Annotated in this window: 9 protein-coding genes and 3 pseudogenes; 5 read left to right on the top strand and 7 right to left on the bottom strand. The window is 70.9% G+C overall.

Annotated elements, in window-relative coordinates:
- Positions 1-2 precede the first annotated feature (2 nt).
- The 5 genes and pseudogenes from ACU6WZ_RS26845 to ACU6WZ_RS26825 all read right to left on the bottom strand — a co-directional run.
- Positions 3-1,076 (bottom strand): annotated as a pseudogene (locus tag ACU6WZ_RS26845) (aldose epimerase family protein); the annotation flags it as partial.
- Between the two features lie 64 nt (positions 1,077-1,140).
- Positions 1,141-2,160, bottom strand: coding sequence for a LacI family DNA-binding transcriptional regulator (locus ACU6WZ_RS26840; RefSeq protein WP_447030758.1), 1,020 nt, complete (start codon positions 2,158-2,160; stop codon positions 1,141-1,143).
- Positions 2,161-2,211: 51 nt separating this feature from the next.
- The gene (locus ACU6WZ_RS26835; RefSeq protein ID WP_447034272.1) at positions 2,212-3,270 is read right to left on the bottom strand and encodes an ABC transporter permease; all 1,059 of its coding nucleotides are present in this window, start codon (positions 3,268-3,270) and stop codon (positions 2,212-2,214) included.
- A pseudogene (locus ACU6WZ_RS26830) lies at positions 3,267-3,578 on the bottom strand (ABC transporter permease subunit); the annotation flags it as partial. The pseudogene ACU6WZ_RS26830 and the gene ACU6WZ_RS26835, both read right to left, overlap by 4 nt.
- Positions 3,579-4,407 (bottom strand): annotated as a pseudogene (locus ACU6WZ_RS26825) (ATP-binding cassette domain-containing protein); the annotation flags it as partial.
- Between the two features lie 332 nt (positions 4,408-4,739).
- Here ACU6WZ_RS26825 and ACU6WZ_RS26820 point away from each other — a divergent pair.
- Together ACU6WZ_RS26820 and ACU6WZ_RS26815 are read left to right on the top strand one after the other, a co-directional pair.
- Entirely contained in the window at positions 4,740-6,611 is a 1,872-nt protein-coding gene (locus ACU6WZ_RS26820) for an ABC transporter transmembrane domain-containing protein (protein ID WP_447030757.1), read from the top strand.
- Positions 6,608-8,389 (top strand): ABC transporter ATP-binding protein, encoded by a 1,782-nt coding sequence (locus ACU6WZ_RS26815; RefSeq protein WP_447030756.1) that lies wholly within the window; start codon positions 6,608-6,610, stop codon positions 8,387-8,389. Before ACU6WZ_RS26820 ends, ACU6WZ_RS26815 begins: the two co-directional genes overlap by 4 nt.
- A 69-nt stretch (positions 8,390-8,458) precedes the next feature.
- Here the strand turns inward: ACU6WZ_RS26815 and ACU6WZ_RS26810 are convergent, their stop codons facing one another.
- A complete protein-coding gene (locus ACU6WZ_RS26810; protein ID WP_447030755.1) occupies positions 8,459-9,250 on the bottom strand; it encodes a metal-dependent hydrolase in 792 nt (263 codons plus the stop codon).
- Positions 9,251-9,382: 132 nt separating this feature from the next.
- Between ACU6WZ_RS26810 and ACU6WZ_RS26805 the strand changes: the two genes are divergently transcribed.
- The 3 genes from ACU6WZ_RS26805 to ACU6WZ_RS26795 all read left to right on the top strand — a co-directional run bounded on the left by ACU6WZ_RS26805 (position 9,383) and on the right by ACU6WZ_RS26795 (position 13,379).
- Positions 9,383-11,896, top strand: coding sequence for a DEAD/DEAH box helicase (locus ACU6WZ_RS26805; RefSeq protein ID WP_447030754.1), 2,514 nt, complete (start codon positions 9,383-9,385; stop codon positions 11,894-11,896).
- 31 nt (positions 11,897-11,927) lie between these two features.
- Entirely contained in the window at positions 11,928-12,803 is an 876-nt protein-coding gene (locus tag ACU6WZ_RS26800; protein ID WP_447030753.1) for an acyl-CoA thioesterase, read from the top strand.
- A gap of 87 nt (positions 12,804-12,890) precedes the next feature.
- Positions 12,891-13,379, top strand: coding sequence for a glutathione peroxidase (locus ACU6WZ_RS26795; protein ID WP_447030752.1), 489 nt, complete (start codon positions 12,891-12,893; stop codon positions 13,377-13,379).
- Between the two features lie 64 nt (positions 13,380-13,443).
- Here ACU6WZ_RS26795 and ACU6WZ_RS26790 read toward each other — a convergent pair whose 3' ends face one another.
- Positions 13,444-14,670, bottom strand: a complete 1,227-nt coding sequence (locus ACU6WZ_RS26790; protein ID WP_447030751.1) for an acyl-CoA dehydrogenase family protein — start codon at positions 14,668-14,670, stop codon at positions 13,444-13,446.
- Positions 14,671-14,678: the final 8 nt, after the last annotated feature.

Genomic DNA, 14,678 nt, shown 5'->3' with positions numbered 1-14,678 from the left:
GGCTACCCGCCGAGATGCGGGAACCGGAATTCGGTGCGGCTGGTGGCTACCGTTCCCGGACGCAGCACGGTGCTTGGGTAGTCGGGCCGGTTCGGCGAGTCGGGCAGGTGCTGGGTTTCCAGGCAGATCGCCGAGTGGGGGCCGTGGCGGAGCCCCCCGGCGTCCGTCAGGGAGCCGTCGAGCTGATTGGCGGTGTAGACCTGGATGCCGGGTTCCGTGGTCCACACCTCCATGATCCGTTCGGCGCCGGGCGCGGTGAGCCGGGCGGCCCTGCGCAGGCCGCCGGGGGCAGCCGGTGCGCGGAGCACCCAGCAGTGGTCGAAGCCGCCGGCGAGCCGGACCTGTTCGTGGGGCAGCGCCATCCGCTCGCCCACCGGGTGCGGAGCGGTGAAGTCGAACGGAGTGTTCCGTACGGGGACCGGTGAACCCTCGGGGATGCCGTCCCCGCCGACGGGCAGGTAGGCGTCGGCGTCGACCTGCAGGGTGTGGCCGCGGATGTCTGCCTCGCCGGCCAGGTCGAAGTAGGCGTGGTTGGTGAGGTTGAGCACCGTCGGGCGGTCGGTCGTGGAGGCGTAGTCGACGGCCAGCGTGCCGGTGGCGTCGAGCGTGTACGTCACGGTGACATCGAGCGCGCCGGGGAAACCCATGTCCCCGTGGGGGCTGTGCAGGGTGAGCCGGAGCGCCACGACGTCTGCGGAGGCGGACGCAGGTGCCGAGATCCCGGTCTCGTACGGGAAGGCCTGCCACAGTCTGGCGTGGAAGCCGTCGGGGCCGCCGTGCAGTGCGTGCCCGCGGTCGTTGGCGGGGATGTGGTGGGTGACACCGTCGAGGGTGAAGCGCCCCTGGGCGATGCGGTTCGCGTAGCGGCCGACGACGGCGCCGAAGTACGGGCTCTTCCCGGCGTAGTCGTCGAGCGTGGCCAGCGACCGGACGACCGAGCCAATGGCTCCGGTGGTGTCGGGCACCGTGAGGCGGTGCAGGGTGGCGCCGTAGGTCAGGATGTCGGCCCGGACTCCCGTACCGGAGTCGAGGGTCCAGACATGGGTGTCTTCGCCCTCGGGAGTGGCGCCGAATGGTGGGGCGAGGCATGGACATCCTTGTGAGAAGCGGAGTGGTACGGCGAACCCGCTGACGGCAGCTCTATCCGCGAGTCCGCGGCCCGGTCGATTCGCGGACGACGAGGCGGTAGCCGGGGCGTGGCCGGCGCGGCTCGGACCCGGCGTCGCCCGTCAGCCTTTCGACGAGGCTGTCGACGGCGAGACGGGCGATGGTTTCCTTGTCCGGGGCGACGGTGGTGAGTGTGGTTGCTCCGTACCGGCTCTCCTCGATGTCGTCGAACCCGACCACGGCCACGTCGGCGGGGATGCGCAGCCCGCGTTCGGTGAGCGTGCGCATCGCACCGATGGCGATGAGGTCGTTGTAGGCGAAGACGGCGTCGGGCTGCTCACCACGATCCAGCAGGGCGGCCATAGCGGCGGCTCCGTCGGCGCGGCCGTAGCCGTCGGTCACCACGACCAGCGCCTCGTCCGGCGCGAGGCCGGCGGCCGCGAGCTCCTCGCGCCAGCCCCGGAGCCGCAGATGGGCGGGCTGGCGTTCGCGGCCCGTACGGGAGCCGAGGAAGGCGATCCGCCGGTGGCCCAGATCGAGGAGGTGGCGTACGGCCGCACGGGCCGCGGCCACGTTGTCGATGGCGATGTGGTCGTACGGCGCTTCGTACTCGCGCTCCCCCAGCAGGACCAGCGGGGCGGTCTCCGTGCGCGCCATGAGGTCCTCGGTCTCCAGGTGAATGGGGCTGAGGATCAGGCCGTCGATGACGTGGGACCGGAATCCCTGGCTGACGAGGAGTTCGTTCTCGCGCAGTCCGCCGGTGTGGTCGACCAGCACGGTGTAGTCGTGCCGGGCGGCCGCGTCGACGACCGCGCCGGCCAGTTCCGCGAAGTACGGGTTTCCGAACTCGGGTACGGCGAGGGCGATGATGCCGGTGCGGCCCTTGCGCAGATGGCGTGCGGTGAGGTTCGGCCGGTACCCGAGCTCGTCGATGGCCTGCTGCACCTTGGCGCGCATCTTCGGGGTGACGTGCTGGTAGTTGTTGACCACGTTCGACACGGTCTTGATGGACACGCCCGCCCGTTGCGCTACGTCCTTGAGGCTGACGCCCACGGCACTCCTCGGCTTGACTGGGATCGGCTTGAGCTGGCTGGCCCGCGACGGTCAGGTGGATCTGCGGCTGCGCGCCAGGTAACGCTGCGCCACGACCACCACGATAAGGAAGCCGCCGCTGACGACCGACTGGTAGGAGGAGTTGAGCGAGCCGATCTGATTGATCAGGTTCTGGATGACGGCGAGCAGCAGGACGCCCCACAGGGTGCCGCTGATGGAGCCGGCGCCGCCGATGAGGAGGGTGCCGCCGATGACGACGGCGGAGATCGCGTCGAGTTCCATGCCGACGCCGACGATGGTGACGCCGGAGGACAGCCGGGCGGCGTTCAGGGCGCCGGCGAGTCCGGCGAGCAGGCCGCTGAGCGTGTAGACGAGGATCTTGGTACGGGCGACGGGCAGCCCCATCAGGGTGGCGGCGTCCGCGCTGCCCCCGACGGCGAACAGGGTCTGCCCGAACGACGTCCGCTGGAGCAGCACTCCGCCGGCTCCGAACAGCACCAGGGCGATCAGGATCGGATGGCCGAAGCCCCAGACAGTGCCCTGGCCGAGCGCGGCGAAAGCGGAGCCCTTGGGCACCAGGTAGGTGGTCGCGCCCTCGTCGGTGAAGGCGAGGAGCAGGCCGCGGGCCGCGAGCAGGGAGGCGAGGGTGACGATGAAGGGTGCCATCCCGGCGCGGGCGATCAGCAGACCGTTGAGCAGTCCGATCGCGCCGCACACCACGAGGGGCACCAGCAGGGCGGGGAAGAATCCCCATTGCGAGGCCCAGGCGGCGAGCACACCGCCCAGGGCGAACACGGATCCGACCGACAGGTCGATGCCGCCGGTGATGACGACCATGGTCATGCCGAGGGCGACGACGGCGAGGAAGGAGGCCTGCACTGTGACACCGCGGGCGTTGTCCAGGGTGGCGAACGTCGGGTAGACGAATGACGCGATGAGGACGACGGTCAGCAGGACGGCGAGCACGCCCTGGCGCTGCACGAGTTCCGCGACGCGCTGCCCGGCGCCGGGTTCGGCGGCGGGCGCCGGCGCGGAGGGCCCGCCCGCCTGCGGCGACGTCTTGGCGGGTGTGCGGACCGGTGTTCCCGGTGCGGGTGAGGTTTCGTTCATCGGGACCGACACTCCCGGGCGACGTAGACGGCGGCGATGATGATGGCCGCCTGGGCGATCTGTGCGGTGGAGTCCGGCAGGTCGTGCTTGACGAGGGTGGCGCGCAGCAACTGCATCAGCAGGGCGCCCGCGACGGTCCCCAGGACCCGGATGGAGCCGCCGCTCAGTGGGGTGCCGCCGACGACGACCGCGGTGATGGCGGAGAGCTCCATGAGGATGCCGAGCGAGGAGGGGTCGCTCGCGGTGAGCCTGGCGGTGGCCAGGATGCCGGCGAGCGCTGCCAGCACGCCGCACAGGACGTACACCCCGTGAGATGTCGACAATGCGGTCCTGGCGGCCGCGCGAGACGACACCGGCGCGCGAGAGCCGCGGCAGGGCGGCCAGCACGATGTTCTCGCGTACGGACAGGCCGGGCACGATACCTTCGGCCTTGCGGTCTTCGGGCAGCAGGCTGATACCGGCCCCAATGGCGCCCGCGGAGGTGAGCCTGCGCAGTCTGCGACCGCCGACGGTGACCTCTCCGGAGTCCAGGGCCAGCGCCCCGGCCAATGCCTTCGCCGTCTCGCTGCGCCCGGAGCCGAGCAGCCCGCCGAGGCCGAGCACCTCGCCGCCGTACAGCGCCATGGAGACGTCGTGGAGTTGGTGACGGCGGGACAAGCCCTGCGCGGTGAGGACGGGGGTGCGGGTCGCGTCGTGGCCTTCGGCGCTGAAGCTGGTCACACCGGAGCGGCGGACCTCGGCCATGTCCCGGCCGAGCATCATCGACACCAGTTGCATCCGGGTCAGGTCCGCGAGTTCGCCGGTGTGGATGTGCCGGCCGTCGCGCAGGACGGTGACACGGTCGCAGATGCGGTAGAGCTCGTCCAGGCGGTGGCTCACGTAGATCACGCCGATGCCCTGGCCGCGCAGGTTCTCGATGACGCCGAAGAGGGTTTCCACCTCGCGTGGTTCGAGGGAAGAGGTGGGTTCGTCCATGACGACGACCTGTGCCTTGACGGAGACGGCGCGGGCCAGCGCGACCATCTGCTGGGTGCCGATGCCGAGGGTGCGCAGGGGCCTGCGGGGTTCGACGCGTACGCCGAAACCGTCCAGCAGGGCGGTCGTCTCCCGGTTCATCCGGCCGAAGTCGATGAGCCCGCGCGGACGGCAAGAGAGTTGCCGATACGTTTCCAGAATGTGCCCGCGCCATGCGTCGCCCGCCCCCCTCCGACCCGAATCGCTGACGGTGGAGCCGAGTTGGCGCCCGGCGCCGACTTCGCGCACGGCTGGGCGCTCCTGGGCACGCGCCGGGCTCCGGGCCGTGGGGTCGGCCCGTTCGCCTCGTCGAACATCGGCCACAGCCCCGAACGCATCACAACGGTCGGGCACCAGAATTTCCGGATCCCGGCGCTCGTAAATCGATTGCCACGAGCGGGACAAAAGGGTGAGCCTTGTACGGCTTCCTTCAACACTCCGAGCCGTGGGACATCATGCAGATTCGCGATCTTCCGTATCCAGATCCGGGCGTCCCAGACGTCGGGTCGGGTCCCCGATTCCTCTACTGGCTCGGACGGAACCAGCTCGGCGGGCAGCTGAAATCCCTCGCGTGGGGCCTCTTGCACCAGTGCGGCGTCGCCGGTCTTCCGCTGGGCGTGGGCCTCGCCGTACAGGCCGTGGTCGACAGATCGGGCGACCGGCTCGCGCTCGCCGCCGCCCTGATCGCGCTGCTCGGCACGGCGGTCGCAGTCGGCGACACCATGCTGCACCGGGCCGCCGTCACCAACTGGATCACGGCCGCGGCCCGCGTGCAGCAGTTACTGGCCCGCAAGACCGCGGAGCTGGGCTCGGCGCTGACCCGCCGCGTCGCCGCGGGTGAGGTGGTCGCGGTGTCCACCGGTGACGTGGAGAAGATCAGCTGGTTCGTCGAGGCGCTGTCGCGGTTCGCAGCCGCGGCCGTCGCCCTCGTCATCGTCTGCGTGGGCTTGATGATCTACCAGCCGGCGCTCGGCGTCGTCGTGGCCGCCGGGGTGCCGGTGCTGGCCCTGGCCGTACTGCCGCTGCTGCCGAAGGCGACCCGACGGGCCGACGTCCAGCGCGAGAAGGCGGGCAGGGCCACCGAGCTGGCGTCCGACACCGTCGCGGGGCTGCGGGTACTTCGCGGCATCGGCGGCGAGGAGCTGTTCCTCCGCCGCTACCGCAGCGCCTCGCAGGAGGTCCGCGAGGCAGCCGTGCGCAGCGCCCGCATGTGGTCGCTGATCTCCGCGATCCAGGTCCTGCTGCCAGGTCTGCTGCTGATCACAGTCGTGCTGTACGGCGCGAAACTCAACCTCGACGGACGCATCTCGGTCGGCGAACTCGTGACCGTGTACAGCGCGGTGACGCTGCTGCTCTACCCCCTGCGGCACTTCGAGGAGCTGGCCCAGGCCTACTCCTTCTCACGCCCCTCGGCCGAGCGCACCGCGCGGGTGCTGTCGCTGGAGCGCACGACGGACAGCGCCAAGGCGGAAAGCGCCGACACGGACAGCGCCGGCAAGGGCAGCGCAGGCAAGGCGCGGGCGGATGGTGGTGGAGTGGCCCCGACCGGCGACCTGTACGACCCGGCCACCGGACTGCTCGCGCCCGCCGGCCTGTTCACCGCCGTGGTGTGCGGCGACCCCGACCTGGCGGGCGTGCTCGCGGAGCGCCTGGGCGGGCACGCCACCACGCAAGCGGACCCGGCGAGCGGAACCGGCGCGGCGCAGCTCTCGGCGCTGCTCGGCGGGGTGGCGCTCGACGACCTGCCGCTGATCGACGCGCGCGCCGCCGTGCTGGTGCAGGACAAGGACCCGGTGCTGCTCTCCGGCACGCTGAGCGAGCTGCTCGACGTACCGGCTTCCGGCAAGGTGGCGGCGCGGGACGCCCTGGAGGCGGCCCAGTGCGACGACGTACTGGCCGCGCTCGCCCAGGCGGCGGCGGACGGTGGCGACGACCCGATGCGTACCCGGATCACGGAGCGCGGACGGTCGCTCTCCGGGGGCCAGCGGCAGCGCCTCGCGCTGGCCCGCTCACTGGTGACCGACCCCGAGGTGCTGGTCCTGGACGAGCCGACGTCGGCCGTCGACTCGCACACCGAGGCGCGGGTCGCGGCGGGCGTGAAGCGGCTGCGTACGGGGCGTACCACCGTCGTCTTCGCGTCGTCGCCGTTGCTGCTCGACCTGGCCGACCGGGTGGTGCTGGTGCACGAGGGCGAGGTCGCCGCGGTGGGTGCGCACCGCGAGCTGCTGCACACGGACCCGCGCTACCGCGCGGTCGTCACCCGCGAGACGGACGACGACATCGCCCCGCGGGCCAGGGAACTCCAAGAGATCGAGGAATCGGCATGATCGGCGTGGCGCCCCCGGCGCTCGACCCGGCAGCACCGGAGTCGGCGACGACTCTGCCTGTCGGCAGTCCGGCGACGGTACGAACCTATGCGCGCGAGCTGATGCGGCGGCACCGCAGGGCCTTCACGGTGCTGGTCTCGTTCAACGCGATCGCGGTCATCGCCTCGATGGCGGGCCCGTACCTGCTGGGCTCGCTCGTCGAGAACCTGGCGGAGGGTGCGCGGGAACTCCATCTGGGCCGTGTCACCGCGGTGTTCGGCGTCGCACTGGCCGTCCAGACCTTCTTCACCGGGCAGATGCGGCTGCGCGCCGCGATGCTCGGCGAGGAGATGCTGGCCGACCTGCGCGAGGACTTCCTCGTACGGTCGGTGGGCCTGCCGCCGGGGGTCCTGGAGCGGGCCGGCACCGGCGACCTGCTCTCGCGCATCACCACCGACATCGACCGGCTGGCGAACGCGATGCGCGAGGCCGTGCCGCAGCTCGCCATCGGCGTGGTGTGGGCGGGGCTGCTGATCGGCGGCCTCACCGTCACCGCGCCACCGCTGGCGCTGGCGGTGCTCGTGGCGCTTCCGGTGTTGGTGAGCGGCTGCCGCTGGTATTTCAGGCGGGCGCCTTCGGCGTACCGCTCGGAGGCGGCGGGGTACGCGGCGGTCGCCGCGGTGCTCGCCGAGACGGTGGACGCCGGGCGGACCATCGAGGCGCACCGCCTCGGCGGGCGCCGGGTGGCGCTGTCCGAGCAGCGGGTCAGTGAGTGGACGGCGTGGGAGCGGTACACGCTGTGGCTGCGGTCCGTGCTCTTCCCGGTCATCAGCGTCACGCACGTCACGATCCTGTGCGCGGTGGTGCTGATCGGCGGCGTCTTCGTCCTGGAGGGCTGGATCAATGTCGGCCAGCTGACGACGGGCGCGCTGCTCGCCCAGATGCTGGTGGACCCGGTCAACCTCATCCTGCGCTGGTACGACGAGCTGCAGGTCGCTCAGGTGTCGCTGGCCCGGCTCGTCGGCGTACGGGAGATCGAGCCGGACGCCGGTGACACCGAGCTGGCGCCGGACGGGCGTGCGGTGCGCGCCGACGCCGTGCACTTCGGTTACCGGGCCGACGTCGACGTGCTGCACCGGGTGACCCTGGACGTGGCGCCCGGCACACGGATGGCGCTGGTCGGGCCGTCGGGCGCCGGGAAGTCCACGCTGGGGCGGCTGCTGGCCGGGATCTACGCACCGCGTACCGGCGAAGTCACCCTGGGCGGAGCGAAGTTGTCGCAGATGCCGGCCGAACGGGTGCGGGAGCATGTGGCGCTGGTCAACCAGGAGCACCACGTCTTCGTGGGTTCGCTGCGCGACAATCTGCTGCTGGCCCGCACCGGAGCGGACGACGCGGAGCTGTGGGCGGCGCTGGGCGCCGTCGACGCGGACGGGTGGGCGCGGGCGCTGGCGACGGCCCTGGACACCGAGGTCGGCTCGGGCGGCCACCCCCTCACCCCGGCGCAGGCTCAGCAGATCGCCCTGGCCAGGCTGGTACTGGCCGACCCGCACACCCTGGTCCTGGACGAGGCGACGTCGCTGCTCGACCCGAGGGCGGCGCGGCACCTGGAGCGGTCGCTGGCGCGGGTGCTGGACGGACGTACGGTCGTGGCCATCGCCCACCGCCTGCACACGGCGCACGACGCCGATGTGATCGCGGTGGTCGAGGCCGGCCGGATCACCGAACTGGGCAGCCACGACGAACTGGTGGCGGCGGACGGAGCGTACGCGGCCCTGTGGCGCTCCTGGCACGGCTGACCCCCTGACCTCGGCGGCCCGCACGGGCGCCGAGGTCAGGGCCTGCGGCCGAGGCTCGGGGGCCACGGCTCAGATGAAGTTCAGCGCCGCCGCGCCGCCCACTCCCCCGAGCAGCATGAACGCCGGCATGAGCACCTTCAGCTCCACCCAGCTGCCGGCCCGGAAACGGATCGCCTTCGGCGGGCCGATCGGATACCAGCGCTTACGGCCGACCGGGATCGGCCACAGGATCGGGCAGCCGGAGACGGTGAGCGCGTCGCCGATGTCGTGGACCAGGGCGCCGAGGACGATCGGCAGGCCGAGCCACATGTACTCCTCGCCGTCCCCGGTGAAGAACCAGTCGGCGCCGTTGCCCGGTTGGTCCAGTACGCCCGCCAGGATCCACGCGCTGGTCGCGCCGAGCAGCCACACCAGGACGTCGCTGGAGACCCGGGCGGCCCGCCACAGCAGGCCTTCCACCGCCAGCACCAAGTGGACGAAGAGGATCAAGAGGACCGCCCAGCGGCCGCCGTTGATCGCGGCGAACGACGCCCCGGCGCCGGTGAGGACCGCCCACAGCCAGGTGTGGGTCAGAGTGCGGTGACCGCCGGTCCTGCGGGGGTCACCCTGCTTCTTCGTGGCCCGGTATACGGCGTACGACAGCTTGTCGACGATCTCGCACAGCCCCTTGGACAGCGGCCCGAAGGCGCGCGAGATGGTCGCCGACTTGTGGTCGAGGTCCGGGGCGAGGGCCGCGCCCGCACAGATCAGGGCTCCGACCACCAGGACCGGCCAGGGCATCGCACGGCCGGCCCCCGCTGCCGCCGCCCCCACCCCCAGCCAGGCCGCCGCCCCTGACAGTGAGTGTGCCGGTCCCATCATGCGCGTTCCCGCCCCATTGCTCTTGTGCTGTACCCCAGTTGGCACCGGGTTGACAGGGCAGCGTATCTGTCGTGATCTTCGTACTGCCGTCCGGTTCCCTCTTGGGGCGGGAAGGCAGGCAAGATGGGGGGCGTGACCCTTATCGATCAGCTGCCCCCGTCCGCCGACCCCGATGCCCTCTTCGAGGCTTTCACCTCATGGGCCGAGGGCCAGGGCATCAGCCTCTATCCCGCTCAGGAGGAGGCGCTGATCGAAGTGGTCTCCGGAGCGAACGTGATCTTGTCGACCCCGACAGGCTCGGGAAAGAGCCTGGTCGCGGCGGGTGCGCACTTCGCGGCGCTGGCCCAGGACAAGGTCACCTTCTACACCGCGCCGATCAAGGCGCTGGTCTCGGAGAAGTTCTTCGACCTGTGCAAGCTCTTCGGCACGGAGAACGTCGGCATGCTGACGGGCGACGCCTCCGTCAACGCCGACGCCCCGGTGATCTGCTGCACCGCCGAGGTGCTCGCCTCGATCGCGCTGCGCGACGGCAAGCACGCCGACATCGGCCAGGTCGTGATGGACGAGTTCCACTTCTACGCCGAACCGGACCGCGGCTGGGCCTGGCAGATCCCGCTCCTGGAACTGCCGCAGGCGCAGTTCGTCCTGATGTCGGCGACGCTCGGTGACGTCGCGATGTTCGAGAAGGACCTGACCCGGCGCACGGGCCGTCCGACCTCCGTCGTGCGCTCCGCGACCCGGCCGGTGCCCCTGTCGTACGAGTACCGCCTCACCCCCATCACCGAGACGCTGACCGAGCTGCTCGACACCCGGCAGGCCCCGGTGTACATCGTGCACTTCACGCAGGCGGCGGCCGTCGAGCGGGCGCAGTCGCTGATGAGCATCAACATGTGCTCGCGTGAGGAGAAGGACCGGATCGCCGAGCTGATCGGCAGCTTCCGCTTCACCACCAAGTTCGGCCAGAACCTCTCGCGGTATGTGCGGCACGGCATCGGCGTGCACCACGCCGGCATGCTGCCGAAGTACCGCCGGCTCGTGGAAAAGCTCGCGCAGGCCGGCCTGCTGAAGGTCATCTGCGGTACGGACACCCTTGGCGTCGGTGTCAACGTCCCCATCCGCACGGTGCTGTTCACGGCCCTGACGAAGTACGACGGGACCCGCGTACGCACGCTGCGCGCCCGGGAGTTCCACCAGATCGCCGGCCGCGCGGGCCGCGCCGGGTTCGACACCGCGGGGTTCGTGGTCGCCCAGGCTCCCGAGCATGTCGTGGAGAACGAGAAGGCGCTCGCCAAGGCGGGCGACGACCCGAAGAAGCGCCGCAAGGTGGTGCGCAAGAAGGCGCCCGAGGGCTTCATCGCCTGGTCGGAGACCACCTTCGACAAGCTCATCACCTCCGACCCCGAGCCGCTGACGTCGCGCTTTCGCGTCACGCACACCATGCTGCTGTCGGTGATCGCCCGCCCCGGCAACGCCTTCGCCGCGATGCGCCACCTGCTGGAGGACAACCACGAGCCGCGCAAGGCGCAGCTGCGGCACATCCGCCGGGCCATCGCCATCTTCCGCTCGCTGCTCGACGGCGGTGTGGTGGAGATGCTTCAGACCCCGGACGCGGAGGGCCGGATCGTACGGCTGACGGTCGATCTCCAGCAGGACTTCGCGCTCAATCAGCCGCTGTCGACGTTCGCGCTGGCGGCCTTCGACCTGCTGGACCCGGAGTCGCCCTCGTACGCACTGGACATGGTGTCCGTGGTCGAGTCGACGCTGGACGACCCGCGCCAGATCCTCGCCGCGCAGCAGAACAAGGCGCGCGGTGAGGCGGTCGGGCAGATGAAGGCGGACGGCGTCGAGTACGAGGAGCGCATGGAGCGGCTCCAGGAGGTCATGTACCCGAAGCCGCTGGACGAGCTGCTGTGGCACGCGTACAACGTCTACCGCAAGAGCCACCCATGGGTCGGCGACCACCCGGTGTCCCCGAAGTCGGTGATCCGTGACATGTACGAACGGGCCATGACCTTCGCCGAGTTCACCTCGCACTACGAACTCGCCCGCACCGAGGGCATCGTGCTGCGCTATCTCGCGGGCGCCTACAAGGCCCTCGAACACACCATCCCCGACGACATCAAGTCCGAGGACCTGGAAGACCTCATCGCCTGGCTCGGCGAGCTGGTCCGCCAGGTCGACTCCAGCCTCCTCGACGAGTGGGAGCAGCTGGCCAACCCCGAAGTGGAGACGGCCGAGCAGGCGCAGGAGCGGGCCGACCAGGTCAAGCCGGTCACGGCCAACGCCCGCGCCTTCCGGGTGCTGGTACGCAACGCCATGTTCCGCCGCGTGGAGCTGGCCGCGCTGGACAACGTCCGCGAGCTCGGCGCGCTGGACGGCGAGTCCGGCTGGGACGAGGACGCGTGGGGCGAGGCGATGGACGCGTACTGGGACGAGTACGAGGACCTGGGCACCGGGCCCGACGCCCGGGGGCCCAAGCTGCTGATGATCGAGGAGGACGCCGAGCACGGCCTGTGGCGCGTCCGCCAGGCCTTCGCCGACCCGAGCGGCGACCACGACTGGGGCATCAGCGCCGAGGTCGATCTCGCCGCCTCCGACGAGGAGGGGCGGGCGGTCGTCCGCGTCACCTCGGTCGGTCAGCTGTGAGCACACCGGAAACCATCAGGAGACACACACCGTGACGACGAATCCCGCCGAACGGCTCGTCGATCTGCTCGACCTGGAGCAGATCGAGGTCAACATCTTCCGGGGCCGCAGCCCCGAGGAGTCCCTGCAACGCGTCTTCGGCGGACAGGTCGCCGGCCAGGCCCTGGTCGCGGCGGGCCGTACCACCGAGGGCGACCGGCCGGTGCACTCCCTGCACGCGTACTTCCTGCGTCCCGGCCGCCCGGGCGTGCCGATCGTCTACCAGGTGGAGCGGGTGCGGGACGGCCGTTCCTTCACCACCCGCCGGGTCACGGCCGTCCAGCAGGGCCGGACGATCTTCAACCTCACCGCCTCCTTCCACCAGGCGGAGGAAGCCGCGTTCGAGCACCAGCTACCGCCTCGCCTGGACTTCCCCGCCCCGGAATCACTGCCGAACGTGGCGGACGAGATCCGTGCGCACCTGGGGGCGCTGCCGGAGGCGCTGGAGCGGATGGCCCGGCGCCAGCCGTTCGACATCCGGTACGTCGACCGGCTGCGCTGGAGCGCCGAGCAGATCAAGGAGGCGGACCCGCGCAGCGCGGTCTGGATGCGGGCGGTCGGGCCACTCGGCGACGACCAGCTCGTCCACACGTGCGCGCTGGCGTACGCCTCCGACATGACGCTGCTGGACGCGGTCCGCATCCCCGTGGAGCCGCTGTGGGGGCCGCGCACGTTCGACATCGCTTCGCTGGACCACGCGATGTGGTTCCACCGGCCGTTCCGGGCGGACGAGTGGTTCCTGTACGACCAGGAGTCCCCCATCGCGACGGGCGCCCGCGGCCTGGCCCGCGGCAGGATCTACGACCGGGAGGGCCGACTGCTGGTCTCCGTGGTCCAGGAAGGCCTTTTCCGCAAGCTGCCGGCGTGACGGTGACACCTGGGCGGTGAGCAGGGGCCGTGGTGGGGGTCTGGCACAGTACGGAGCAGTACCGCCCGTAGCTTCAAGGAGACAGTGATGAGCCTGTACGACATCCCCCTGCGCACCCTGACCGGTGAGCCGACCACCCTGGCCGCCTACCGGGGCCGAGCGGTGCTCGTCGTCAACGTGGCGTCCAAGTGCGGGCTCACACCGCAGTACGGCGGGCTGGAGCGGCTGCAGAAGACGTACGGCGACCGGGGGTTCTCCGTGCTCGGTGTGCCGTGCAACCAGTTCGCGGGCCAGGAGCCGGGCAGCGCGGAGGAGATCCAGACGTTCTGTTCGGCGAGCTACGGCGTGACGTTCCCGCTGCTGGAGAAGGCCGAGGTGAACGGCGAGCACCGCCACCCGCTGTTCGACGTGCTGACCGATGTGAAGGACGAGGACGGCGAGGCCGGGGACGTGCAGTGGAACTTCGAGAAGTTCCTGATCTCCCCGGCCGGTGAGCCGGTCGCCCGTATCCGCCCCCGCACGGAGCCGGAGGCGCCCGAGGTCGTCGCGGCCATCGAGGCGCAGCTCACGGCCTGAGACGGCGGCCTGAGACAGATGTGGGGGCGCTTTCCGGCCGGGACGGCGTCCCCACGGCGTGCGGTCAGCGGATCGGCATGCCCGACAGGGTGCGGGCGATCACCAGGCGCTGGATCTCACTCGTCCCCTCGAAGATCGTGTAGATGGCCGCGTCGCGGTGCATGCGCTCGACCGGGTACTCCCGCGTGTAGCCGTTGCCGCCGAGGATCTGCACGGCCTGCGCCGTGACCGTCTTCGCCGTCTCGCTGGCGAACAGCTTCGACATCGAGCCCTCCGCCGAGGTGAACGGCCTGCCTGCCTGGGCCATCCAGGAGGCCCGCCACACCAGCAGCCGCGCCGCGTCGATCCCGGTGCGCATGTCGGCGAGCTGGAAGGCGATGCCCTGGTTGTCGATGATCGGGCGGCCGAACTGCTCACGCGTCTTCGCGTAGTCGAGCGCGACCTCGTACGCGGCGCGGGCGGTGCCGACAGCCATGGCGCCGACGGCCGGGCGGGATGCCTCGAAGGTGGCCATCGCCGCGTTCTTCACGCGCTCGCCGCCCTTCTTGACGCGCTCACGGGCGCGGGCTAGGCGCTCGTCGAGCTTGTCCTTTCCACCGAGCAGGCAGTGTCCCGGCACGCGGACGTTCTCCAGTACGACCTCGGCGGTGTGTGAGGCGCGGATGCCGTGCTTCTTGAACTTCTGCCCCTGGGACAGGCCTTCGGTGGCCGGCGGGACGATGAAGGACGCGTGGCCCTTCGAGCCGAGTCCGGGGTCGACGAGCGCGACCACGACGTGGACATTGGCGATGCCGCCGTTCGTCGCCCACGTCTTGGTGCCGTTGATCACCCACTCGTCCTTGGCCTCGTCGTACACGGCGCGGGTGCGCATCGCCGAGACGTCGGAGCCCGCGTCCGGCTCCGAGGAGCAGAAGGCGGCCACCTTCACGTCGTCGGGGTCGCCGTACATCTGCGGGATCCAGGTGCCGATCTGCTCCTCGGTGCCGTTGGCGAGGACGCCGACGGCGGCCAGGCCCGTACCGACGATGGACAGGGCGATGCCGGCGTCGCCCCAGAAGAGCTCCTCCAGGGCCATCGGGATGCCGAGGCCCGTCGGGTCGAAGTACTGCTGGGCGTAGAAGTCGAGGGAGTAGATACCGATCTTGGCGGCTTCCTGGATGACCGGCCAGGGAGTCTCCTCACGCTCGTCCCACTCGGCGGCGGCCGGGCGCATCACATCCGCGGCGAATCCGTGGATCCAGTCGCGGACCTGCTTCTGGTCGTCGTTGAGTTCGAGCGTGAACTCGGCCATGTCCCCTC

This window comes from Streptomyces hypolithicus (assembly GCF_052934925.1).
This window is presented reverse-complemented; position numbering and strand designations above follow the sequence as displayed.

Coding starts and splice junctions, on each gene's coding strand:
- ACU6WZ_RS26815 (WP_447030756.1), top strand. CDS start 6,608: ATGATCGGCGTGGCGCCCCCGGCGCTCGACCCGGCAGCACCGGAGTCG.
- ACU6WZ_RS26810 (WP_447030755.1), bottom strand. CDS start 9,250: ATGATGGGACCGGCACACTCACTGTCAGGGGCGGCGGCCTGGCTGGGG.
- ACU6WZ_RS26820 (WP_447030757.1), top strand. CDS start 4,740: ATGCAGATTCGCGATCTTCCGTATCCAGATCCGGGCGTCCCAGACGTC.
- ACU6WZ_RS26790 (WP_447030751.1), bottom strand. CDS start 14,670: ATGGCCGAGTTCACGCTCGAACTCAACGACGACCAGAAGCAGGTCCGC.
- ACU6WZ_RS26835 (WP_447034272.1), bottom strand. CDS start 3,270: ATGAACGAAACCTCACCCGCACCGGGAACACCGGTCCGCACACCCGCC.
- ACU6WZ_RS26795 (WP_447030752.1), top strand. CDS start 12,891: ATGAGCCTGTACGACATCCCCCTGCGCACCCTGACCGGTGAGCCGACC.